Genomic DNA, 22,936 nt, shown 5'->3' on the forward strand with positions numbered 1-22,936 from the left:
CTTCTCCCCGCTGGGGAGAAGAGGAACACCGCAACGTCTCCGTTCCTCCTCTCCCCCCGGGGGAGAGGGTGACCGAGCGAAGCGGAGGTGGGTGAGGGGCACAGTCGCCTCGACGCCAACGATTCTTGCCATCGGAAAACGGCCACCCATAATGAACGGCGTTACGAAAATTCAAGACCGATCGCCCCGACCGGCACCGACGACGGAAGCAATGCCGATCCTGGAAATGCGCGGCATCAGCCAGATCTTTCCCGGCGTCAAAGCGCTCGACGGCGTCAGCATCAAGCTTTATCCCGGCCAGGTGACGGCGCTGATCGGCGAAAACGGCGCCGGCAAGTCGACGCTCGTCAAGATTTTGACCGGCATCTACCGCCCGAACGAGGGCGAGATCCTGATCGACGGCAAGCCCACCACATTCGCGAGCGCGCAGGCGGCGATCGACGCCGGCGTCACCGCCATCCATCAGGAAACGGTGCTCTTCGATGAGTTGAGCGTCGCGGAAAACATCTTTCTCGGCCACGCGCCGCGCACCCGGTTCGGCACCATCGACTGGCGCAGGATCAATTCCGGCGCCAAAGCCCTCATGCTGCAGCTCGAAAGCGAAATCGACCCGACCATCCGCCTGCGCGATCTGTCGATCGCCCAGCGCCACCTCGTGGCGATCGCCCGCGCGCTGTCGGTCGAGGCCCGCATCGTCATCATGGACGAGCCGACCGCCGCCCTTTCGCGGAAAGAGATCGATGACCTCTTCCGCATCGTCGAGAACTTGAAACGCCAGGGCAAGGCGATCCTCTTCATCAGCCACAAGTTCGACGAGGTCTATGAGATCGCCGAGAACTTCGCGGTCTTTCGCGATGGCCGCGCCGTCGGCCAAGGCCGGCTGAGGGAAACGCCCCAGGACGAGATCGTCCGGCTGATGGTCGGCCGCGACGTCAAGGACGTCTTTCCCAAGGTCGAGGTCCAGATCGGCGCGCCGGTTTTCCGCGTCGAGAACTATTGCCATCCGACCGAATTCCGCGACATCTCCTTCGAGCTTCGTCGCGGCGAAATCCTCGGGCTCTACGGCCTGATCGGCGCCGGCCGTTCGGAGCTCTGCCAGTCGCTGTTCGGCGTGACCCGGCCCTCATCCGGCCGTCTGGTGCTGGAAGGCAAGCCGCTCGACATCCGCTCCTCGGGCGATGCGATCCGCGCCGGCATCGTCTACGTTCCGGAAGAACGCGGCCGCCACGGCCTGGCGCTGCCCATGCCGATCTTCCAGAATATGTCGCTTCCCTCGCTTGGAAAGACCTCCCGCTCCGGTTTCCTGAAAGCCGCCAACGAACTGGCGCTGGCGCGAAAATATGCCGAGCGGCTGGACCTGCGCGCCGCTGCTCTTTCAGTGCCCGTCGGCACGCTCTCCGGCGGCAACCAGCAGAAGGTCGTCATCGGCAAATGGCTGGCGACGCAGCCGAAGGTGATCATTCTCGACGAGCCGACCAAGGGCATCGACATCGGCTCCAAGGCCGCCGTCCACGCCTTCATCGGCGAACTCGCCACCGAGGGCCTGTCGATCATCATGGTTTCGTCCGAGCTTCCCGAAATCCTCGGCATGTCCGACCGGGTGATGGTGATGCGCGAGGGCCTTTCCGCCGGCGTTTTCGAGCGCAAAGCCCTGAGCGCCGAAGTGCTGGTCCGCGCCGCAACCGGCAACCAGTGAGGAGAAACCGATGAACCGCCTCCTGAAGAACCGCGAAATCCTGCTCACCGTCATCATCGCCGCGATGATCGCCGGCTTCGCGGCTCGTGCGCAGGGCTTTGCGTCTCCCGGCAATCTCGCCAACATCTTCAACGACACCTCGATCCTGATCATCCTGGCGCTCGGCCAGATGACGGTGATCCTGACCAAGTCGATCGATCTTTCTGTTGCCGCCAATCTTGCCTTCACCGGCATGGCGGTCGCCATGACCAACGCCGCCTATCCCGACCTGCCGCTGGCCCTGCTCATCGTCATGGCGGTCGGCATCGGCGCCTTCCTGGGTGCGATCAACGGTTACCTCGTCTGGGCGCTGCGGATTCCGCCGATCGTCGTCACGCTCGGAACGCTGACCATCTATCGCGGCATGGCCTTCGTGCTGTCGGGCGGCGGCTGGGTGAACGCCCACCAGATGGCCCCTTCCTTCCTGAATGTCCCGCGAATGCCGGTGATCGGCCTGCCGATCCTCTCCTGGATCGCCATCCTCATCGTGCTCGGCGCCTGGTTCGTGCTGACCCGCTTGCCCTTTGGCCGGGCAGCCTACGCATCCGGCGGCAACCCGACGGCGGCGATCTATGCCGGCATCGATATCGGCTGGACCAAATTCATAGCCTTCGTGGTGTCGGGCGCGCTCGCGGGCCTCTCCGGTTATCTCTGGGTGTCGCGTTATGCGGTCGCCTATGTCGATATCGCTGCGGGCTTCGAACTGGACACGGTTGCGGCCTGCGTCATCGGCGGCATCTCGATTGCCGGCGGCATCGGCTCGGTCGGCGGTGCGGTGCTCGGCGCCCTCTTCCTCGGCGTCATCAAGAATGCGCTGCCCGTCATCGGCATCTCGCCCTTCGCGCAGATGGCGATCTCCGGCATCGTCATCGTGCTCGCCGTCGTCTTCAACGCCCGCGCCGAACGCAAGGCCGGCCGCATCATCCTGCGCGATCGCGGCGCAAAAGAGGTGTCCGCATGAGCGACGTCGTTTCTTCCAAACGGGTCATTCCCGACCGCCTCGGCAGCAAGACCTCGCGCCTGCTGGCGAGCTGGGAAGTGCTGCTCTTCGGCGTGGCGGTGCTGATCTTTGTCTTCAATTCGTTCGCCTCGCCTTACTTTCTGAATGCCTGGAACCTCTCCGACGCTACCTTCAATTTCACCGAAAAGGCGATGATCGCCTTTGCCATGGCGCTGCTCGTCATCGCCGGCGAGATCGATCTGTCGGTCGCAGCGATCATCGCGCTCGCCTCGACCGCCATGGGCGCGGCGGCCCAGGCCGGCATCGGCACGCCGGGACTGGTGGCGATCGGCATCGGCACCGGCCTTCTCTGCGGCGCGTTCAACGGCCTGCTCGTCGCCGGGCTCAAACTGCCGTCGATCGTCGTGACCATCGGCACGATGAGCCTCTTCCGCGGCATTTCCTATATCGTCCTCGGCGACCAAGCCTATGGCAAATATCCAGCAAGCTTCGCTTTCTTCGGCCAGGGCTATGTGGCCTGGGTGTTCTCCTTCGAATTCGTACTGTTCCTCGTGTTTGCCACAGTTTTCGGCATCCTGCTGCACGCGACCAATTTCGGCCGGCAGGTCTATGTGATCGGCAACAACGAGTTCGCGGCGCGTTTCTCCGGCATTCCGGTGGAACGGGTGAAGTTCATCCTCTTCCTGTTGACCGGGGTGATGGCCGGGGTGGCATCTGTCTGCCTCACCTCTCGCCTCGGCTCGACCCGGCCTTCTATTGCGCAGGGGTGGGAACTGGAAGTCGTCACCATGGTCGTCCTCGGCGGCGTTTCCATTCTCGGCGGCGCGGGCACCATCGCCGGCGTCGTCATCGCCGCTTTTGTCATGGGCCTCGTCACCTTCGGGCTGGGGCTGCTCAACGTACCCGGCATCGTCATGTCGATCTTCGTCGGCCTGCTCTTGATCATCACCATCGCCATCCCGATCATCGCCCGCCGCATCAAGGAAATGAGCCGATGACGCTCGAAAAGTACGCCTTCAAGATGAAGCTCAATCCGGGAATGGAAGCGGAATACCGCAGACGCCACGACGAGATTTGGCCGGAGCTTGTCGATCTCCTCCACCAGGCGGGCGCTAGCGACTATTCCATCCATCTCGACCGCGAGACGAACACGCTGTTTGGCGTGCTGACACGGCCGACCGACCACACGCTGGCGAGCCTGCCCGACCACCCGGTGATGAAGAAATGGTGGGCGCATATGGCCGACATCATGGAAACCAATCCGGACAACTCGCCGGTCCAGAGCGATCTGGTGACGGTGTTCCACCTGCCATGACGATGCCGGCAAAGATCGCCGTTCTCGATATCGGCAAGACCAATGCCAAGGTTGTCGTGCTCGACTGCGCGACCGGCGAGGAGATCGCCGAAAGGCGTACGCCGAACCGGGTTCGGCCAGGCCCGCCCTATCCGCACTACGATGTCGAAGCCCTGTGGGAGTTCGCGATCCAAGCGCTGTCCGATTTTGCAAAAAAGCCTGGCTTCGATGCGATCTCCATCACCACCCACGGCGCATCGGCGGTGCTTCTCGATACCGAGGGTAAACTGGCGCTGCCGGTGCTCGATTACGAGCACGAATATCCGGAAGATGTCCGCCGGGCGTATCAAACGATCCGCCCGCCCTTTTCGCAAACCTTCTCGCCAGCGCTGTCCGGCGGACTGAATGTCGGCGCACAGCTCCACTACCAGAAGACCGCCTTTCCTGAAGCCTTTGACCGCGTGCGCACCATCCTCACCTACCCGCAATATTGGGCGTTCAGGCTGACCGGCGTTGCGGCAAACGAGGTCACATCGCTCGGCTGCCACACCGATCTCTGGCTCCCACGTGAAGGCGCCTATTCTCCGCTGGTGGATACGCTCGGCATCAGCGACCTGATGGCCCCTGTCCATTCGGCCTTCGAGACGCTCGGTCCTCTCCTGCCAAGCATTGCGGCGCAGATCGGAATGACGAAACCGATCTCGGTCCATTGCGGTATCCACGATTCCAACGCTTCGCTGCTGGCTCATCTGGTGGGACGCGAGCCGCCGTTCGCGGTCGTCTCCACCGGCACCTGGGTCATCAATTTCGCGGTCGGCGGCGATCTCGACCATCTCGACCCGCTGCGCGACGCACTTGCCAATGTCGATGCCTATGGCCGCGCCGTGCCCTCGAGCCGTTTCATGGGCGGCCGCGAGTATGAGATGCTGACGGCCGAACTCGGTCCATTGTCGCCGGAAGCGGCGCTTGCAGCCATTCCTCATGCCATCGAAAAAAGCCTGATGCTTCTGCCGAACGTTTCAGGCGGCTCCGGCCCCTTCCCGGGCCGCGAGCCGCAATGGATCGGCGACGCCGCTGCCTCCGCTGACCATCGCTGGGCGGCAGCCTGCCTCTATCTCGCGCTGATGACGGAGACCTGTCTCGATCTCATCGGCGCCAAGGGACCGGTTCTGGTCGAAGGCCCTTTCTCCGCCAACCCTGCCTATCTTCAGGCGCTCGCCGCATTGCTCGGCCGTGAGGTGATGGCACTTCCGGGCTCGACCGGCACAAGTCAGGGCGCAGCGCTTCTCGCAGACATTTCACCGGCAACCAAACCGGGCCGCATCGTGCCCGCGCCAACCTGGAACATCGACGCCTATCGCACCGCCTGGCACGAAAGGCTGGAGCGCTGATCAGCCCGCATTGGACGGCCGGCGGTTGCGGCGAAGGCGCCGGCCCGTCTGCTCCTCAAGCGCATTTTCCAAAATGCCGAGCCGGCGTTCGGTAATCTCGGCAATCTGCGCAGGGTCGCCGGATTCGATCGCCCGCATCATGGTCTCGACCAGTTCGAGCGACAGCACGAGATCGGCGCGACTATGCAGCGTCCTGTGCCGCATCGGCTCCACCCACTGCAGCAGCAGTTCCATCAATTCCAGCACGAGGCCATTGCGGGTCGCCCGTGCCAGGGCGAGGTCGAAGCGCATCGAAGCGATGATAATCGAGCTGATATGCTCGGGACTGCTTTTGGTCACCTCCGGCGGCGGCAGCGAATCCCGGCCGAACCGGATCGCCTCCCGCATCCGGTCGAAATCCGCATCCTCGGCATATTGCGAGGCGATCTGCGCCACCCAGGGCAGGATCAGCCGGCGCACCTCGATTGCCTCGTCGATGTCGCCCGGCCGCATGTCCGGCCTCGGCACGATAATGTCGAGCGGCACGATCTCGCTGCTGACGAACGTGCCGCCGCCGGCGCCCTGCCTGACGGTCAGAATATTGGCCTCGACCAGCAGTCTCACCGCCTCGCGCACGGTCGGGCGGCTCACCTGCATCTGTTCGGCGATGCTGCGTTCGGACGGAAGGCGCGAGCCGAGCCGGAAAAACCCGGCCCTGATGGCGTCGGCAAGCCGGCGCGCCACCTCCTCGTTCGGCAGCAGCACTTTGACGGGCTGAAAATGTCGATCCACCAGCACCTCCTAGCCTGCTCAGACGGAAAGCACTTTGCCGGTATTCAGAATGTTGTTGGGATCGAGCGCCAGCTTGATGCGCGCCATCAGCGCCAGTTCCTCCGGGGTTCGCGACAGTTTGAGATAGGGCTTCTTCAGGAGGCCGATCCCGTGTTCGGCGGAAATCGTGCCGCCTTCGCGGGCGATCGAGCCGAAGACAAGTTCGGTGATCTCCTTATGCGGCTGGTCGTTGCCGGCGGACGGAATGTTGCAGACGAGATGCAGGTTGCTGTCGCCGATATGGCCGTAGCTGAGCGCGATCGCATCCGGCCAGCGGACCTTCATCGCCGCCTCGATCTCGTCGACCACCCGGCCGGCGGCACTGGTCGGCAGGCCGACGTCGAAGGCGGTCAGCGGCCCCATCAGCTTACCGTATTCCGACACACTCTCTCGCACCGCCCAGAGATCCTTCGTCTCGCGCTCGGAGGACGGCAGGACCGCATCGGAAACCCAGCCGGCTTCCAGAGCATCGGACAGCACCTGCTCCAGCAGCGCCCGGTTCTCTTCCGCGTTGCGCCCGCCGGTTTCGATCAGCACATAGATCCCATGCGGCTCCTTGAAGGCGCGGCGCAGGTCGGGAAGCTTGCCCGTCATGAAATCGTAGAAGCTCGGCCACATCACCTCGAACGAGGTCAGCGCCGAGCCCATGCCCTGGCGGGCGCTCTTCAAGAGCTCCAGAAGCGAGCGGAAATCCGGGCAGCCGCAGAAAGCGCTGGCAAGTTCGGCGGGCTTCGCCTGCAGGCGCAGCACGGCGCGGGTGATGACCCCGAGCGTGCCTTCCGAACCGATGAACAACTGCTTCAGGTCGTAACCGGCATTGTTCTTCAGCATCTTGTTCAGCGATCTGACGATCGTGCCGTCCGGCAGCACCACTTCGAGGCCGAGCACATGTTCGCGGGCCATGCCGAACCGGATGACGCGGTTGCCGCCGGCATTGGTGGCGAGGTTGCCACCGATGACGCAGGAATCCCGCGCGCCGAGATCAAGCCCGAAGAACAGCCCCGCCTCCTCGGCCTTCGCCTGGATAACGCTGAGCGGCGTGCCCGCCATCACCGTCATCGTCGCCATCACCGTATCGACTTCCTCGATACCGTTCATGCGGTCGAGCGACAGCGCCACGCCATTCTCGATCGGCCGCGCACCGCCGGCAAGACCGGTCAACCCGCCTTGCGGCACCACCGGCACCTTGAACTCGTTGCAGAGGCGCAGCGTTACGGAGACCTGCTCCGTGGTGCGCGGCCGCACCAGCGCAAGCGGCACCACCGGCGAAAGGCCGCCCCAATCATTGTGGAAGCGGACCGGAATATCGTCCCCGAAAAAGACGTCGGGAGCGAGCTCGCGCTGGAGCGCCTGGATGAATTCTTGTGTCATGAAGCCGTCACCTCGGAGATATCGATGAAGGTAAGCTTAACTGCCATCTTCGGTAAAATAAATATACCTCCGAATTTTCTCTGGAAGAGCAGAGGCATGCAGATAACCGCCATCGATGCCGAGACGATTTCCGGCAGATCAAAACGAAATCGGCGGGAGGAGATTTGGGTTCAGCGCAAGGCGCCGGCCACACGCTTCTGTTCGTCCTTCATGAAGGCGATATCGCCGACGACGCGCACCCGCACCCGCCGTGCATCACCCGGCAGGTAGGCGATCGGAATGTCTTCCGTATCGAGCGTCACGATCGTATCGACGCTGGCACCTGCTTCGACGGCGCGGGCGCGGGCGATGCGCTCGGCCTCGGCAATCGCCTCTTCGCGCGACATGCCGGAGAACACCTGGTCGACCTCGCCGGAAACCTGCGCCATCGCAGCACCTAGCGCGTTTGCGACACCGGCATGTTCGACGCGCAGCACTTCGCTGGCACCTTTGAGCTTTTCTGGGATCAGGAACGCACCGCCGCCGACGGCGATCAACTGCACGCCCTCGGCAGACGTCTTCATCCGATCGACGCCGTCCTCGACCATCGCCTCGACGCGTTTCAGCAGATCGGCAACCAGCGCCTTGTCGAGATGCTTGACCCGGTCGCGGTCGCCGATCTCGACGAGGCCGGCAGCAACTGCGACATCCGTCGTCGTCAGCGTATCGCCGCCGAAGACCAGCGCCTTTTCGGTGATCCGGTAGCCGACCGAACGCGGCCCGATCTTGCGCGTTTCCGGGTCGATGATCGTGCCGCCGCCGAGCGCCATCGGCAGCAGGTCGGGCATGCGGAAGAGGGTGCGCACACCGCCGACCTCGACGACATTGTTCGCCTCACGCGGAAAACCGCCGACCAGGCAGCCGACATCCGAGGTCGTGCCGCCGACGTCGATGACCATCGCCTCCTTGAGGCCGGTCAGAAACGCCGCGCCACGCATCGAATTGGTCGGGCCGGACGCAAAGCTGTAGACCGGGTTGGCGGCGGCGACATCCGCCAGTACCACGGTGCCGTCGTTCTGGGTCAGGTAGAACGGCGCGTCGACGCCTGCCTGCTTCAGCGCATCCTTGAAGGCATCGATCGTTTTGCGGCCGAGCCCCTGCAGCGCGGCGTTCAGCAGCGTGACGTTCTCGCGTTCCAGAAGGCCGATACGGCCGAGCGTATGGGACAGCGTGATGCGCGCGTTCGGGATCACCGAGCGGACGATCTCGGCCGCTTCCAGCTCGCATTCCGCCGTCAGCGGCGAAAAGAGCGCGGTGATGCCGACCGAATCGACGCCGGCGTCGCGGATCTTCATCGCCGCGTCGCGCACTTCGTCGCGGGCGAGCGGCACCAGCGGCCGGCCGTCATATTCATGGCCGCCATGCACCATGAAGGAGAGCGGATCGACGGCATCCCGCAGCTCGTCCGGCCAGTCGACCATCGGTGGCAGCGAGGCGCCGGCCGGCATGGCGATGCGGATCGCCGCGACGCGGTCGAGACGGGCGCGCTCGACCACCGCATTGGTGAAATGCGTCGTGCCGATCATCACAGCATCGACCGGTGCCGCATCCGGCGCCTGCGAGGCGACCACATGGCCGATCGCGTTGACGACACCCTGCATCACGTCCGAGGTGGTGGGAAACTTGATGGCCGAGAGAACCTTCTCGCCATCGATGAGCACGGCATCCGTATTGGTGCCGCCGACGTCAATTCCGATCCGCTTCATGCTGCAAACACCGATTTGAAATCCAGGTCATATCCGAAGGCGCGCGGGCCGACGTGTTCGAGGCCCTTGGCGCTGGTCAGCACCTCGGGCGCCGGCAGTGCCACGACCGTGACGCGCTGGCCGTACCGAACCGTCTCGGTGCCGATCGCCTCGCCCGACACCGTATCGAGCAGGCAGATCAGGTCCGGCGTCATAGCGATCGGCTGGCCGTCGCGGAAGGCGACCGCCCATTCGTTCTGGAAGGCGAGTTCGACCTTCGAGCCGCGATCACCGTCGAGGCCTTCGATCATCGCCGAGCCGCGCAGGAAGCCGCCCGTCGTGGTGCGGTCGACATCGGCGATCTTGCCCTTGAACAGCACCTTGCCGCCTTCATGGGCGAGCACGGCCTCGACGGGATCCGTATGGGCGGCGCGGGCCTCAAGCACGGCGCGGCCGAGGCTGACGGCTTTGGTCACCGTGTAGAGCACGCCCCAGTCCTTGACTTCCCGGCCGGTGCGCGGCGCCTTGCAGGTCGCCGCCGTCGAGCCGACCTCGGTGCAGATCTTGCGGGAAATCCGCTCCATCCACTTCCAGGAGGCAGCCTTGGCGACAATCGCCTCGTTGTCGCGGCAATCGACCAGCGTCAGCGGATACATCGGCAGGTCGCCGATCGCAAAGCTCGTCATCTGCGCTTCCGGATAGGCACGGCCCATCGCGTCCGCATCGACGACCGGAATATCCAGCATGGCGCCGGCGAGGAACGGCGACAGTGCATTGCCGCCGCCGATCTCGACGCTCATCACGGCGCGGAACTTGCGGCCGGTATATTCTTCCATCAACTGCATGGCCCGGGCGAGATGCGCGGGATCGACGAGACGCTCCTGTCCGACCAGCGGCGCGCCCATCTTGGAGACGACCGCGACGGTATCGCCGTCATCGAGCGCCTGGGGGTCGATCAGCTTGACGCGCTTGCCGTCCTTGTAGAGTTTTTTCAGGTTGAGCTGCGCCAGATAGGGGCTGCCGCCGCCGCCGGTGCCGAGAATCCAGGCGCCCACGGCAAGCGGGTCGATCTCGCCCGCTTCGAAATCACGGATCATGTTTACCTCCGAAGAATGTGCTAGAACCTAGCCATGAGTGACGAAGGATGCCTATAGGGGACTGCCCCTAGAATGAGCTTGCCTTGATTTTGGGCACGCTCGGCGCAATCATGGTTTGACGATCGAAAGGACCGATTCCCTGCAGGTGACGAAGAGCCCATATGCGCTGGCCCCGACCTCGCCGGAAGGTGCGGAATTGCGCCATCGGGTGATGTTTTTGAGCGTCGGCCAGACGCCGCGTGCCGATCTCATCGGGGACATGCTGACCAATCTCGATGTGCCGATCGAAGCGCTCGAAATCGGCGCGCTGGACGGGCTTTCCAAGGCAGAAATCGACGATCTGAAAGTGCGGCCGGGCGAACAGAGCATCATCACCCGGCTTGCCGACAATACCGATATCGTCGTGTCCAAACCGCGGATCGCCGAGCGCATGGCGAAGATCGCCGCCGCCTTCCACCCCAATGAATTCGATCTGGTCGTCATCCTCTCGACCGGCCTGTTCCGCGATTTCGAAAGCACCTGCCCAACCGTGAACGCCCAGCGCGCCATGGAATCCGCGGTGATTTCGCTCGCCGCTCACGGCGCTTCCGTCGGCCTCATCCAGCCGCTGCAGCAGCAGATCGCCGAACTCGATATCCCGGCGCTGGCGCCCTACAAGATCTGCGCCAGCTATGCCGCCGACGGCGACAGGAAACTGCTGGCCGGCGCACTCGTCGATCTTGCGGATGCGGAAATCATCGTCCTCAATTCCGTAAGCTTTACCGAGGCCGACCGGCAGATGGTGGCGAAGGCGAGCGGCAAGCCCGTCGTTCTCGCCCGCCGCATCGTCGCAAGCGCCATTCGGCTTCTCCTGCATCGTTCGCAGCCCGTGACCCTGCCGGGCGTTTCGCCGGAATTTGCCGAAAAGCTTCTCCGTCTGACGCCGCGCGAGCGGCAGGTCCTGTCGCTGGTCGCAGAAGGCCTGTCCAACAAGGCAATCGCCCGCCAGCTCGGCATCAGCCCGAAGACCGTCGAGATCCACCGCTCGAACGTCATGAGCAAGATGGAAGTTACATCGTCTAACGCCCTGATCCGCATGGTCATCACCGCCGGCCATCCCTGATCGAAAATAAGTGGATTCGCGCAAGAAAATTGCGCCAGAAGACCTCTTTGCCTAGAAATTGGTCGCTCGAGCATGTCAGAATCATGTCGTTCTAGGGGCATTACCCTATAGTGAAGCCGCGCTTCCGGGCGCTAGGCTCCCTGTCGATAATGTCATGCAGGGAACGATGAGAGCATGCCTTCCACATCCAAGATCGCCTTTGTGACCATCGGCCAGACGCCGCGTGTCGACATCGTTCCGGAAATGATGGCCGAGATCGGCATCGGCTTGCCGGAAGGTCGCGTCGAGTTCCGTGAATTCGGCGTGCTCGACGGCATGAACCCGGCCGAGCTGGAAGCGATGCACGCCGTGGACGGCGAGCATTCCTTCGCCACGCGCCTGAAGAGCGGCGAGGAGATCGTCACCTCGAAGGCCCGTACCGAAGAGAAGCTCAACGTTCTCTTGAAGGAGATCGATGCCCAAGGTTTCGACCTCGTCGTTCTCCTCTGCACCGGCACCCGGATCGATCCGCTCGAAAACACGCTGGTCGTCGAAGCCCAGCGGATCGTCGATTCGACCGTCGAGGCGCTCGCCGCTTCCTCCCGCAAGCTCGGCGTCATCCTGCCGCTCGAACGGCAGGTCAAGGATTTCGCCGATCGCCACGTCTTCAGCGGCGAGCCGAAATTCGTGGCCGCCTCGCCCTATGCCGGCGACGATATCGGCGAACGGGCAAAAACGCTCGAAGGCTGCGACCTTATCGTCATGCATTGCATGGGTTATTCCGCCGGAATGCTGGACGAGGTGCGCCGCGCCCTCGACGCCCCGGTTCTATTGTCGCGCCGCGTCGTCGCGGGCGTCGTCCGCCAGATGATCTGATTACCGAGCCACATTAAAAACAGAGGGAACCACATGTTCGGAAAAACCTTGAGAAACGTCGCGGTCGCGGGGCTGCTCGCCTCCTCGATCCTAGCCTCGCCCGCCGGCGCCTTCGAGCGCACCGACAAGGGCAACGTCATTGTTTTCGGTGGCCGCCAGGCAATCCCGGTCCTCGACCCGCATATCCGCTACGACTGGTCGACGCGCATGATCCAGCAATCGGTCTACGACGCTCTGGTCAAGTACGAAGGCAACCCGGCCGAGATCAAGTCCTGGCTCGCCGAGAAGTGGGAAACCAGCGCCGACGGCAAGAGCTGGACCTTCCATCTCGCCAAGAACGCCAAGTTCCACAACGGCGATCCGGTGACCGCCGAAGCCGTGCGTTATTCCTTCGAGCGCGGCCTGAAGCTCAACAAGGGCGTCGCCTGGATGCTCAAGGACTTCCTGGCGCCGGAGAACATCGTCGCCGTCGACGCCAACACTGTTCGCTTCGACCTCAAGGCGCCCTATGCACCGTTCCTCTCCTTCCTGCCCTGGTGGTTCGTCGTCAACCCGGCCGAGGTGAAGGCCCACGAGGTGGACGGCGACTACGGCCAGAAGTGGCTGACCGACCATGCAGCCGGTTCCGGCCCCTTCAAGCTCGGCCGCTGGGAACCGAACGTTCTTTATGAAATCGAAGCCAATGACACCTACTGGAAGGGCTGGCCGCAGGGCGAAAAGAACCGCCCGGCCGGCGTCATCTACAAGATCATCCGCGAACCCGCCGCCCAGAAGGCCGCCCTGCAGCGCGGCGAAGCCGACATCGTCGAAGGACTGACGCCGGACGACTACATCCAGATCAAGCGCGTGCCGGGCGTGGTCATCCAGGACCATAAGGGCATGACCACCTTCGGCATCAAGTTCAACACCCAGAAAGGCCCGACCGCCGACATCAACCTGCGCAAGGCGATCGCCTATGCGCTCGACTACGATGCGCTGATCCAGATCTACAACGGCGCCGCCTCGCTCGAGACCAGCCCGCTGCCGGACGCCATGAAGGGCCATGTCGCCGTTCCCGGCATGCCGCGCAAGGATCTTGCCAAGGCCAAGGAATATCTGGCGAAATCAGCCTATCCGAACGGCGGCATCACCCTGCCCTACGTCCATGTCGCCGGCCTCGAAGAAGCCCGCCGCATCGGCCTAGTGCTGCTCGACAACCTGAAGGAACTCGGCATCACCGTCGAGGTCAAGCCGGAACAGTGGCCGAACATGGTCGCCGCCGGTTCCAAGGTCGAGACTTCGCCGGCCATGACCTCCGTGTTCACCACCCCGGTCTCGACCGACCCTGACGCGGTCGCCTACCAGTACCACAAGGCGAGCTGGGGCCAGTATTACGCGATGATGTTCTACGACAATCCGAAGGTTTCGGAGATGATCGACCAGGCCCGCGCCGCCACCAACTGGGACGACCGCGCCAAGCTTTATGCCGACATCCAGAAGCAGATCGTCGCCGACCAGCCGGAAGTCTTCGGCATGCTGCAGAACCGCCGCTGGGCGCATCGCGACTATCTGCAGGGCTTCCAGTTCAGCCCGGTCCGCTTCACCGGCGAGGTCGATCTCTACCCGATGTGGGTGAAGGCCGAATAGAAACTGGCTTGCGTCCCCTCCTGCAGCCAGCATGATGCGCATGGCCAGGCCATCCCAACCGGCCGGGCCATGCGCAGTTTTTTAAAGAATAGCCACCGGAGAAGACGATGTTGGCATTCGCCTTCCGCAAAGTGCTGACGCTGATCGGAACCATGATCGGCATTGCGGCACTCACCTTCGTCATCACCAATGTCGCGCCGGGCGATCCCGCCCGGCTGGTCGCCGGCCCCAACGCGACCGAGGACATGGTGGCGACGATCCGTACAGAATACGGTCTCGACAAGTCGCTGCCCGAACAGTTCGTCGTCTATATGGGCGACCTCGTCACCGGCGATCTCGGCCAGTCGATCGTCACCACGAGGCCGGTGCTGGAAGAGGTGCTGCGTTATGCGCCGGCAACGCTGGAACTGGTCTTCGTCGCCATGACGCTCGGCATCGTCGTCGGCGTGCCGCTCGGCATGCTGTCGGCCGTCTACAAGGACGGCCCGATCGACCATGCGACCCGCATTTTCTCGATCTCGGGCGTCGCTCTGCCGGCCTTCTGGTTCGGCATTATCCTGCAGCTGACATTCGCGGTCGATCTCGGCTGGCTGCCGGTCTCCGGCCGGCTGCCGCTGGTCACCCGCCCGCCGCAAACCGTTACCGGCCTGCTCCTCGTCGACAGCCTGTTCGCCGGCCGGCTGGATACGTTCTGGACGTCGCTGCGGCACATCATCCTTCCGGCAATCGTGCTTTCCTTCCCCTGCCTTGCCTCGATCCTGCGCGTCAACCGCGCCGAGATGATCGAAGTGCTGCAGTCCGATTACATCGTCGCGGCCCGCGCCCACGGCATCGCCTCGTTCCGCATCGTCGCGATCTATGCGCTGAAGAACGCGCTGCTGCCGACGCTTGCGATGATCGGCTTGCGCTTCGGCTGGATGCTCGGCTCCACCGTTCTCGTCGAAACCGTCTTCGATTGGCCCGGCATCGGCCTTTATGCCGTCTCCTCGGCGCTTTCGTCGGATTTCAAGCCTGTCATCGGCGTCACGCTGGTAATCGGCTTCTTCTTCATCGTCGCCAACACCCTTGTCGATCTCGCCTATGCGTGGATCGATCCCCGCCTCAGGAGCGCCTGATGACGACGCCCGTGGAACTCTCCCGGCCCCTCACCTTCCGCGAACGGCATGAAAGCAAGATCCGCCAATGGCGGCTTTATGCCCACATGTTTGGCAAGAGCTTCTCCTCCATGCTCGGCCTCGGCCTGGTCGTGCTCTTCCTGTTGCTCGCAGCACTCGGCCCGTGGCTGGCGCCCTATCCGGAAGATACGGTCGGCGCCTTCAACATGGCCAACAAGCTGATGGGCCCGAGCGTCGGCCACTGGTTCGGCACCGACGAGATGGGCAGCGACATCCTTTCGCGCGTCATCATCGGTGCCCGCACCTCGCTGTGGATCGGCCTGATCATCACCGGCGTCGGCGCCGTCATCGGCGTGCCGCTCGGCATCATCGCCGGTTATCGCGGCGGCTGGGTGCGCGCCGTGATCATGCGCATCACGGAGCTTTTCCTCGCAGTACCGGGCCTGGCTCTGGCGCTCGCGATCGTCGCCGCACTCGGCCCCGGCATCACCAATTGCGTTCTGGCTCTGTCGCTCGTCTGGTGGCCGGGTTATGTGCGGCTGGTGGAGGCGAAGACGCTGTCGGTCAAGGAGGAACTCTTCGTGGAATCGGCCCGCTCGATCGGCGCCAAAACGCCCTGGATCCTCTGGCATCACATCCTGCCCAACTGCATGTCGCCGATCATCGTCAAGATGAGCATGGACATGGGCATGGCGATCCTGTCCGCCGCAAGCCTCGGTTTCATCGGCCTCGGCGCCCAGCCGCCGGCACCCGAATGGGGGGCGATGATCTCAGTCGCCCGCACCTACATGCCGGACTGGTGGTGGTACTCGCTCTTCCCGGGTGCCGCGATCTTCCTGACCGTGCTGGGCTTCAACTTGCTGGGCGACGGCCTGCGCGACATTCTCGACCCCCGGAGCCGCGACCGATGACCGGACCTCTTCTCGACATTAAGAACTACCGGCTCGACATCGGCACGTTCGACGGCCCGGTGCATGTGCTGAAGGACATCAACCTGACGGTCAACCGCGGCGATACGCTCGGCATCGTCGGCGAAAGCGGTTCCGGCAAGACTGTGCTGGTGCGCTCGGTACTCGGTATCGGGCCGAAGGCCTCAAAGGTCGTCGAAGGTCGCATCGCCTTCGACGGACAGGATATCACGGCGCTTTCGGAAAAAGACTGGAGGAAGATCCGCGGCATCCGCATCTCGATGATCTTCCAGGACCCGATGACCTATCTGAACCCGCTCTTCACCATCGGGCAGCAGATTTCCGACGTTATCGCCGCCCATGAAAAGGCAGCCGGCCACGGCGTTTCCTCGAAGGCTACCCGCCGTGCCCGCACCGAAGACCTGCTTGACCAAGTCGGCCTGCCGAACCCGGCCATGCTGTTCGACCAGTATCCGCACCAGCTTTCCGGCGGCATGCGCCAGCGGGTGCTGATCGCCATGGCGCTGTCCGGCAAGCCCGACCTGCTGATCGCCGACGAGCCGACGACGGCACTCGACGTGACGGTTCAGGCGCAGGTGCTCGACCTGATCAATTCGCTGGTCGAAAAGCTCAACCTGACGGTCATCATGATCAGCCACGATATCGGCGCGATCGCCACGATCGCGAAACGCTGCGCGGTCATGTACAAGGGCGAGATCGTCGAACAGGGCCTGACGGCGGACATCCTCAGCGCGCCGAAGCACGAATACACCAAGCGCCTATTGGCTGCCGTGCCGGACATCGATACCGCCGCGGCAAAGGTCGTCGCCGAACCGGCAATCGGTACGCCGGTGAAACCTGGCGTGCTTCTGGAAGCGATCGACCTCAAGAAGGTCTACCGCAGCCAATCGGGTACCGAGGTGACGGCGGTCGACGGCATCAACCTGTCCGTCGCGACCGGCGAGATCTTCGGCGTGGTCGGCGAATCCGGTTCCGGCAAGTCGACGCTGGCACGCATGCTGCTGCGGCTGATCGAGCCGACCTCCGGCGACATCGTCTTCGACGGCCGGAACATTTCCGGCCTGACCGGCGAGCCCATGCGGTTGATGCGCCGGCACATGCAGTTCGTTTTCCAGAACCCGCATTCGGCGCTTAACGGCCGCCACACGATCGGCGACGCGATCGGCGAGCCCCTGCGCATCCAGACAAGCATGGGCCGCCGCGACATCGAGGCGCGCGTCGAAGCACTGCTCGACATCGTCCAGCTGCCGAAAATATTCAAATACCGCTATCCGCACGAACTCTCCGGCGGCCAGAAGCAGCGCATCTGCATCGCCCGCGCCATCGCCCTCAATCCGCGCCTGCTGATCCTCGATGAGCCGACTTCGGCGCTCGACATCTCGGTGCAGGCACAGGTGCTCGACTTCCTGCAGGAACTGCGGGCGGAACTCGACCTCACCTATGTCTTCATCTCGCACAACCTCGCCGTCATCCGGCAGATCTGCGACCGGACCATCGTGATGAAACGCGGGGTGATCGTCGAACAGGGCGAGACGGAACGCCTTTTCCTGTCGCCGCAGCACGAATACACCAGGGCGCTGATCGAAAGCGGACGCAAAACGTCGCGCGCGGCCAACTTGTCGGCCCCCGCCGGCTCGTGATGAAATATACGTTTGCAAAAAATAATTGTGCAGTGCAGCAACGCTTCCCATATAGGGGGACGTTGTCGTTGATCACTGCCATCCCGGCAATGATTGCCAGGAGGCATGATGAGATCGTTGTCGGATACGCTGGAGCGGCTCGCCCGCTTGAAATCACTGGGTTGGGAACCGACCGACGCGCCCAGCCATCTGGAGGCGCTCGAGGGCTTCGGATCCAACCCCGGAGCGCTGGCAGCCAAGGTTTACGTCCCCTCCCTGCTTCCCAAACACCCCGCCCTCGTCGTCGTTCTCCACGGATGCACGCAAACCGCCTCCGGTTATGATCACGGCACCGGATGGTCGAAGCTCGCCGAACGGCACGGCTTCGTGGTGCTCTTGCCGGAACAGGTCCGGGCCAACAACGGCAATCTCTGTTTCAACTGGTTCGTTCCGGGCGACACGCGCCGCGGCCAGGGCGAAGTACACTCGATCCGCCAGATGATCGAAGCCGTCGTCGCCCGGCACGGGATCGACACTTCGCGCATCTATGTGAGCGGCCTGTCCGCAGGCGGCGGCATGGCCAACGTCATGCTCGCCACCTATCCGGAAGTCTTCGCCGGCGGCGCAATCATCGCAGGACTGCCCTATGGCGTCGCCGCGACGGTTCCCGAAGCATTCGACCGGATGCGCGGCCACGGCCTGCCGGCACCATCGATGCTTCAGTCGCGGCTGAAAGCCGCTTCCACCCATCAGGGACCCTGGCCAACCATCTCCGTATGGCAGGGCACCGAGGACAAGACGGTCGCGGAGGCGAATGCGCAGGCGATCATCGACCAGTGGCGCGGCGTTCACGAGGTCGGCTCGCGGCCGGACCTCAAGGAAAAGGCCGACGGCCAGACGAGAACCGCGTGGAAAGATTCCCGCGGCAGGCAGGCGATCGAATATTACAGCATCGCCGGAATGGGCCACGGAACCCCGATCGATCCCGCGCTCGGCGACGAGAACGCCGCGCCTTATCTGCTGGATGTCGGTATATCGTCGACGCTCCATTCGGCAGAAAGCTGGGGCCTGCTTCGCGAAGGCGCAGAACCGTTGCGGGCGAAGAGCGGCGGTCCAAAGCGGGCAACCGTTTCTCCCCAAAAGGCAAAAGAGCCGGAAGGTATCCAGCAGATCATCGAGAATGCGCTTCGCATGGCTGGCTTGATGCGCTGATAAGACCTGGAGAATAAGCGCGGCGACGGCCGGGGGGAGAGGGAATGGCCGCCGCCGAACGCTCCCGGCTTAAACGCCGGAAGCTGCAATATCCGCGTCGAGACGTTCGCGAGCCTTCTTGGGCAATTTCGCGGTCTTGACGGCCTCCAGGTTGGCTGGCGCATTGCCGACAACGATGAGGCCAATCATGCCCATGCCGACATGCGGCGAGCATTTCACGGCATATGCCCCCTCGATGTCGAAGGTGATCTTGACGCTTTCGTTCATCTGGCCCTTGAACGGCTTTGCACCTTCCGGGATCAGCCCCTCAATGGTCTCGGCATTATGAGACTTGTCCGTCGGGATGAAGGTGACGGTATCGCCCTTGGCGATCTTCAGGGAGCCCGGTTCGAATACCATCGCGCCGTCGTTACCCTTGTTGAGCATGTGCACTTCGAAATCGGCAGCCGACGCCACCGTGGCGCAGACAGCCGTGACGATCGCCGCACCGACCAGGGATGCCAAAATCTTCTTCATTTTCTTACTCCTTTTCTGGAAGCCCACGGCTTCGTTGGAATTCACACTAGAGCAAAACCGCCGGTGCTCTTTGACGTACGACAAACGGTTTTGAGTTTGTCGCGGCTCGCTTTTGCGTCGGTTTGGCCCCGGATGGCGACGTGATGGTCACGTTGTCCAGCCCACTTGCCGAAGCGTCTTGAGAAGGGGCGCATACCAGCGGGTGGATTTGACCAGGCGAAAGCCCAGATTGTCCGGCGGGGTCCCCACCGCGCAGCCGCCGCCTTTCGGATCGCGGATGAAGGAACTCATCGGCGATCGATGGGTGCCGACCGTCACATAGACGCCGCAACTTTCCTCGGAGGCCCGAACGGAACCGTTCGCATAAAGATGGACCCTGCGATGGCAGGTCGAGGTCCATTCCCAGATGTTGCCGCCAAAGTCGGCCAGACCATATTCGTTCTCCCCAAAGCTTCCCGTCGGCCGAGGGGTGGGATTACCTGCGGCCCGCTCGCGCGCTTCGCGCTCGTAGTCGGCGAGCCACCGCAGCGCGGGGTTCTTGCTGTCCGGATCGAGGCCGAGAGCATCGTCCGGAAACCTCTTGCCCGCGGCCTGCGCCAGTTGTTCGTCTGTCGGCAGGGTCCAGTATTCACCGGTCACCTCGGAGAGCCAGCGGGCATAAGTCGTGGCATCGTCGAAGCTCACGCCGGTGGCAGGAACGTCCGTCCTTGATGTAGCCGCTTCTGGCGATCTGCAGGCGCCTGCGGAAACGCACGCCCGGTATTCCGAGGCCGCGACATGATTTTTCATGATCGTAAGGCTCGGCCCCGCGACCACCGTCTTCATCGGCGCATCGATCGGTGCCGTGCCCTTCAGGAACTCTCCGTCGCTCCTGTAGCTGTAGCTGCGGGCAGGAACGACGACCGTCGCGGGCTCATAGACCGCGCCCTCTGGGGGCGCCGGCCTCATGAAGCCCGCCTGATGGAAGATACCTGCCGCCAGCACGGCGATCAGCGTGATCGGAAGCCCGGTATGGAGGAGCGAGAGCTTTGGCCTGTCGTGTGTGCATGGCATGTTCGCCTCCCGAGGCGAAATCTGGCGCTTGCGGGGGATGAAGGCCGGCCGGGAACAGGCTCATGCCATGCTCCCGGCCGTTTCCGATCAGGTGCCGCTCGGCGCAAGGACCGACGTCATCAAGTCGTCGTTCCAATCGCCGGTGACCTTAAAATGCGCCGCCGCGCCCAGTTCGAAGGCCTCGATCAAGTTGTGGTTGACGTAGGCGTATATGCCGGGCTGCTGGAAGGTATAGAATGCAGCACCTGCTGCACCGCCCGGGATGAACCAGGTCTCCTGGTCGAGGTCCGGAGGGTTGGCGAACTTGCCCGTAGCCCAGACGTAGTCGCCATGGCCTCCGATGAGGTGAGGCCGCGTGTCGCGGTTTGCCTGCGAATGGACGATCAGCACCTTTTCGCCGACAGCGGCGGTCATGGCGTTCTGGCCCGTCAAGGCACCGACGGCCCCGTTGAAGACGATATGCGTCGGGGTCAGCGTCCGCATCACCTTGAGCGTGTCTTCATAGGCTTCGCCGGCGCTATCATATTTCTTGAACTTGCCGTTCCCGTCGCGGGGGACGTAGAAATCCTGCTCACCCACATAGTAGATCTTGTCGTAGGTCAGCGGTTTCCCGTTGCCGTCCTTGAGGCCATCGCGCGGGAGCACCATGATGGCGCCGTTCATGCCCGAGGTGACGTGCCACGGCACCATTCCGGGAGGTGCGCAGTGGTAAACGAAGACGCCGGCCTTGGTTGCCTTGAATCTCAGAACGGTTTTCTCGCCTGGGTTCACCACGGTCAGCGCGCCGCCACCCAAGCCGCCGGTTGCCGAATGGAAGTCGATATTGTGCTGGAGTTCGTTGGTGTCGGGGTTGATGAGCGTCAACTCGACATAGTCGTCCTGATGGACGACCATGAGCGGGCCCGGAACCGACCCGTTGAAGGTCATCGCATTGATCTCGGTGCCTTCCTTGTCGATGACGAGCTTCTTCTCCTGGATGGTCAGCGTAACTTCGATCACCTTTGGCGGGCCGTCGGCTTTCTGAGCATGGACATGCACGAAAGGCGGCTTCACCAGCTCGATTTTCTCGCGACGGAGGCGCGATAGGTCCACCGGTTTCATCTTCGCCGGGGGCGCTTCGTCCGCATAAGCGAAGGAAGCCTGCACGACCGGTGCGATTGCGCCAACGAAGGCTGCCCCCGCAAGGATCGAGCGTCTGGTCATCTGAATCGTGTCGGTCATGGTTTCTGTCCTTCGGAACAAGGGGCGGAGTAAATCGCCGTCCTCTGGAAGCAGAATCTATGTCCATGTCCCCATCTACTCTTTGACGTGAAACAAACAGAACATCGGCTTTTGCTTGCGTATCCGCAAGAAAACGAGGCAAATCTGGGCCGATTGAGCGGTTAAGGGAAATTCCTCACGACCGATCTGTTGTCCGGCCGGATACGGGGCGGCGGCACTGCCGCCTAAAGAGCGTGGCGGTGGATCGCATCCCGGTCGAGGGACATTCCCCAGCCAGGCGCATCCGGGATCTGGGCCGTACCGTCGACGAGCTTTATCTTTTCCTCGTAGAGCGGCGCGAACCATTCCACGTATTCAAGGGAATGGGCCGTCGGGACGTGGGCGAGCAGCTGCAGGCTCATTTCAGGAAAAAGATGCGATGAGATCGGCAGATCAAAACTTGCCGCCAGTGCGCCAACGCGGGAAAATTCGGTAACGCCGCCAACCCGCTGGAGATCCGGCATGAGAATGGAGGCGGCACCCGTTTCGATCATCCGACGGAAACCGTAGCGCGTGTATTCGTTTTCACCGGAGGCGACCGGCATGCGCAGGGCTCTTGCCACCCTGGCCGAATCCTCCAATGCGTGGGCCGGCACCGGTTCTTCGAACCAGGCAATATCCAGGGGCGCCAAAGCATCGCCGAGCTTGATCGCGGCGTCGGCGTCGAGCACCTGGTTGGCATCGATCATCAACCCGATATCGCTGCCGATCGCCGCCCGAACGGCCTTCACACGCGGCAGGTCGACGTCGATCCGCCCGGCAAGCCGCAGCTTCATCGCCTTGAAGCCGGCTGCAACAAAACCTTCCGCCTGCCGGACGAGTGAGGGAATGTCCTGAGTGAGCCATAGGCCGCCGCTCGCATAGGCTGGAATGGTCTCACGGCACCGGCCCAGCATCCGCGAGATCGAAAGCCCGGCGCGCTTGGCCCTCAGATCCCACATCGCACCGTCGATCGCGGAAATGCCCATGATCGAGACGCCCGTGAAGCCGATGAAGTTGATGCGCCGCCAGGCATCGGCCCAGAAGGCGCCCGTATCATCTGGATCGCGTCCGATCACCGCATCCCGCAGCACGTGCACCATGCTATCCAGCAGCTTCACCTGCTCCGGCCGGATGGTGAAGATCAGGTTTTCGCCCCGTAATCCTTCGTCGGTGACGAGATCGACGACGATGCAGGAGAATTGATGGATGGTCGCCGTGGCATTGCCGAGCGGTTCCGCAAGCGGCAGGCTGACGGCGGTGGTGGTGAGACCGGTGATTTTCATG

General features: G+C 63.2%; 20 protein-coding genes. 12 read left to right on the top strand and 8 right to left on the bottom strand.

The features are described 5' to 3' along the window. Positions 1-211 precede the first annotated feature (211 nt). Genes ACZ9IU_RS19640 through ACZ9IU_RS19660 form a run of 5 tightly spaced genes read left to right on the top strand, consistent with a single transcriptional unit; the run spans position 212 to position 5,381 of the window. Positions 212-1,696, top strand: a complete 1,485-nt coding sequence (locus tag ACZ9IU_RS19640) for a sugar ABC transporter ATP-binding protein (protein ID WP_157885181.1) — start codon at positions 212-214, stop codon at positions 1,694-1,696. A 10-nt stretch (positions 1,697-1,706) separates the two neighbouring features. Then, positions 1,707-2,696: an ABC transporter permease gene (locus tag ACZ9IU_RS19645; RefSeq protein WP_038546118.1), complete on the top strand. Its 990-nt coding sequence runs from the start codon at positions 1,707-1,709 to the stop codon at positions 2,694-2,696. Beyond that, positions 2,693-3,694: an ABC transporter permease gene (locus tag ACZ9IU_RS19650; RefSeq protein WP_038546121.1), complete on the top strand. Its 1,002-nt coding sequence runs from the start codon at positions 2,693-2,695 to the stop codon at positions 3,692-3,694. The genes ACZ9IU_RS19645 and ACZ9IU_RS19650 overlap by 4 nt, the downstream gene beginning before the upstream one ends. After that, the gene (gene rhaM / locus ACZ9IU_RS19655; protein WP_038546124.1) at positions 3,691-4,011 is read left to right on the top strand and encodes an L-rhamnose mutarotase; all 321 of its coding nucleotides are present in this window, start codon (positions 3,691-3,693) and stop codon (positions 4,009-4,011) included. Before ACZ9IU_RS19650 ends, rhaM begins: the two co-directional genes overlap by 4 nt. Continuing rightward, positions 4,008-5,381: an FGGY-family carbohydrate kinase gene (locus ACZ9IU_RS19660; RefSeq protein WP_038546126.1), complete on the top strand. Its 1,374-nt coding sequence runs from the start codon at positions 4,008-4,010 to the stop codon at positions 5,379-5,381. The genes rhaM and ACZ9IU_RS19660 overlap by 4 nt, the downstream gene beginning before the upstream one ends. Here ACZ9IU_RS19660 and ACZ9IU_RS19665 read toward each other — a convergent pair whose 3' ends face one another. The 4 genes from ACZ9IU_RS19665 to ACZ9IU_RS19680 form a co-directional block, all read right to left on the bottom strand. Beyond that, positions 5,382-6,152: a FadR/GntR family transcriptional regulator gene (locus tag ACZ9IU_RS19665; protein WP_162182340.1), complete on the bottom strand. Its 771-nt coding sequence runs from the start codon at positions 6,150-6,152 to the stop codon at positions 5,382-5,384. 18 nt (positions 6,153-6,170) lie between these two features. After that, positions 6,171-7,562: an FAD-binding oxidoreductase gene (locus ACZ9IU_RS19670; RefSeq protein WP_038546132.1), complete on the bottom strand. Its 1,392-nt coding sequence runs from the start codon at positions 7,560-7,562 to the stop codon at positions 6,171-6,173. Positions 7,563-7,732: 170 nt separating this feature from the next. Then, positions 7,733-9,307: a hydantoinase/oxoprolinase N-terminal domain-containing protein gene (locus ACZ9IU_RS19675; protein WP_051899843.1), complete on the bottom strand. Its 1,575-nt coding sequence runs from the start codon at positions 9,305-9,307 to the stop codon at positions 7,733-7,735. Beyond that, positions 9,304-10,383, bottom strand: coding sequence for an S-methyl thiohydantoin desulfurase family protein (locus ACZ9IU_RS19680; protein WP_038546136.1), 1,080 nt, complete (start codon positions 10,381-10,383; stop codon positions 9,304-9,306). The genes ACZ9IU_RS19675 and ACZ9IU_RS19680 overlap by 4 nt, the downstream gene beginning before the upstream one ends. 145 nt (positions 10,384-10,528) lie before the next feature. Here ACZ9IU_RS19680 and ACZ9IU_RS19685 point away from each other — a divergent pair, with 145 nt between their 5' ends. The 7 genes from ACZ9IU_RS19685 (at position 10,529) to ACZ9IU_RS19715 (ending at position 18,841) form a co-directional block, all read left to right on the top strand. Continuing rightward, a complete protein-coding gene (locus tag ACZ9IU_RS19685) occupies positions 10,529-11,485 on the top strand; it encodes an AroM family protein (RefSeq protein ID WP_244447443.1) in 957 nt (318 codons plus the stop codon). 174 nt (positions 11,486-11,659) lie between these two features. Further along, a complete protein-coding gene (locus ACZ9IU_RS19690; protein WP_038546138.1) occupies positions 11,660-12,340 on the top strand; it encodes an AroM family protein in 681 nt (226 codons plus the stop codon). A 33-nt stretch (positions 12,341-12,373) separates the two neighbouring features. Further along, positions 12,374-13,966, top strand: a complete 1,593-nt coding sequence (locus tag ACZ9IU_RS19695; protein WP_038546140.1) for an ABC transporter substrate-binding protein — start codon at positions 12,374-12,376, stop codon at positions 13,964-13,966. 107 nt (positions 13,967-14,073) lie between these two features. Continuing rightward, entirely contained in the window at positions 14,074-15,081 is a 1,008-nt protein-coding gene (locus ACZ9IU_RS19700; protein WP_038546143.1) for an ABC transporter permease, read from the top strand. Continuing rightward, positions 15,081-15,992 carry an ABC transporter permease gene (locus ACZ9IU_RS19705; protein ID WP_038546146.1) on the top strand — a complete coding sequence of 304 codons (912 nt, stop codon included), beginning with the start codon at positions 15,081-15,083 and terminating at the stop codon, positions 15,990-15,992. Before ACZ9IU_RS19700 ends, ACZ9IU_RS19705 begins: the two co-directional genes overlap by 1 nt. Beyond that, positions 15,989-17,650 (top strand): ABC transporter ATP-binding protein, encoded by a 1,662-nt coding sequence (locus tag ACZ9IU_RS19710; RefSeq protein WP_051899844.1) that lies wholly within the window; start codon positions 15,989-15,991, stop codon positions 17,648-17,650. Before ACZ9IU_RS19705 ends, ACZ9IU_RS19710 begins: the two co-directional genes overlap by 4 nt. Positions 17,651-17,758: 108 nt before the next feature. Then, positions 17,759-18,841 (top strand): extracellular catalytic domain type 1 short-chain-length polyhydroxyalkanoate depolymerase, encoded by a 1,083-nt coding sequence (locus ACZ9IU_RS19715; RefSeq protein ID WP_038549722.1) that lies wholly within the window; start codon positions 17,759-17,761, stop codon positions 18,839-18,841. A gap of 69 nt (positions 18,842-18,910) precedes the next feature. On the opposite strand, the gene ACZ9IU_RS19720 is transcribed toward ACZ9IU_RS19715, so the two are convergent. The 4 genes from ACZ9IU_RS19720 to ACZ9IU_RS19735 form a co-directional block, all read right to left on the bottom strand. Further along, positions 18,911-19,357: a pseudoazurin gene (locus tag ACZ9IU_RS19720; RefSeq protein ID WP_038546149.1), complete on the bottom strand. Its 447-nt coding sequence runs from the start codon at positions 19,355-19,357 to the stop codon at positions 18,911-18,913. A 147-nt stretch (positions 19,358-19,504) separates the two neighbouring features. Next, positions 19,505-20,410 (bottom strand): SUMF1/EgtB/PvdO family nonheme iron enzyme, encoded by a 906-nt coding sequence (locus ACZ9IU_RS19725; RefSeq protein ID WP_038546152.1) that lies wholly within the window; start codon positions 20,408-20,410, stop codon positions 19,505-19,507. Between the two features lie 87 nt (positions 20,411-20,497). Further along, entirely contained in the window at positions 20,498-21,631 is a 1,134-nt protein-coding gene (gene nirK / locus ACZ9IU_RS19730; protein WP_038546155.1) for a copper-containing nitrite reductase, read from the bottom strand. A gap of 224 nt (positions 21,632-21,855) precedes the next feature. After that, positions 21,856-22,935: a mandelate racemase/muconate lactonizing enzyme family protein gene (locus tag ACZ9IU_RS19735; protein ID WP_038546158.1), complete on the bottom strand. Its 1,080-nt coding sequence runs from the start codon at positions 22,933-22,935 to the stop codon at positions 21,856-21,858. Position 22,936 lies beyond the last annotated feature (1 nt).

Source organism: Mesorhizobium sp. USDA 4132 (assembly GCF_056279545.1).

Coding starts and splice junctions, on each gene's coding strand:
- ACZ9IU_RS19715 (WP_038549722.1), top strand. CDS start 17,759: ATGAGATCGTTGTCGGATACGCTGGAGCGGCTCGCCCGCTTGAAATCA.
- ACZ9IU_RS19695 (WP_038546140.1), top strand. CDS start 12,374: ATGTTCGGAAAAACCTTGAGAAACGTCGCGGTCGCGGGGCTGCTCGCC.
- ACZ9IU_RS19660 (WP_038546126.1), top strand. CDS start 4,008: ATGACGATGCCGGCAAAGATCGCCGTTCTCGATATCGGCAAGACCAAT.
- ACZ9IU_RS19640 (WP_157885181.1), top strand. CDS start 212: ATGCCGATCCTGGAAATGCGCGGCATCAGCCAGATCTTTCCCGGCGTC.
- nirK (WP_038546155.1), bottom strand. CDS start 21,631: ATGACCGACACGATTCAGATGACCAGACGCTCGATCCTTGCGGGGGCA.
- ACZ9IU_RS19705 (WP_038546146.1), top strand. CDS start 15,081: ATGACGACGCCCGTGGAACTCTCCCGGCCCCTCACCTTCCGCGAACGG.
- ACZ9IU_RS19735 (WP_038546158.1), bottom strand. CDS start 22,935: ATGAAAATCACCGGTCTCACCACCACCGCCGTCAGCCTGCCGCTTGCG.
- ACZ9IU_RS19700 (WP_038546143.1), top strand. CDS start 14,074: ATGTTGGCATTCGCCTTCCGCAAAGTGCTGACGCTGATCGGAACCATG.
- ACZ9IU_RS19675 (WP_051899843.1), bottom strand. CDS start 9,307: ATGAAGCGGATCGGAATTGACGTCGGCGGCACCAATACGGATGCCGTG.
- ACZ9IU_RS19680 (WP_038546136.1), bottom strand. CDS start 10,383: ATGATCCGTGATTTCGAAGCGGGCGAGATCGACCCGCTTGCCGTGGGC.
- ACZ9IU_RS19670 (WP_038546132.1), bottom strand. CDS start 7,562: ATGACACAAGAATTCATCCAGGCGCTCCAGCGCGAGCTCGCTCCCGAC.
- ACZ9IU_RS19725 (WP_038546152.1), bottom strand. CDS start 20,410: ATGCCATGCACACACGACAGGCCAAAGCTCTCGCTCCTCCATACCGGG.
- ACZ9IU_RS19645 (WP_038546118.1), top strand. CDS start 1,707: ATGAACCGCCTCCTGAAGAACCGCGAAATCCTGCTCACCGTCATCATC.
- ACZ9IU_RS19650 (WP_038546121.1), top strand. CDS start 2,693: ATGAGCGACGTCGTTTCTTCCAAACGGGTCATTCCCGACCGCCTCGGC.
- rhaM (WP_038546124.1), top strand. CDS start 3,691: ATGACGCTCGAAAAGTACGCCTTCAAGATGAAGCTCAATCCGGGAATG.
- ACZ9IU_RS19690 (WP_038546138.1), top strand. CDS start 11,660: ATGCCTTCCACATCCAAGATCGCCTTTGTGACCATCGGCCAGACGCCG.
- ACZ9IU_RS19720 (WP_038546149.1), bottom strand. CDS start 19,357: ATGAAGAAGATTTTGGCATCCCTGGTCGGTGCGGCGATCGTCACGGCT.
- ACZ9IU_RS19710 (WP_051899844.1), top strand. CDS start 15,989: ATGACCGGACCTCTTCTCGACATTAAGAACTACCGGCTCGACATCGGC.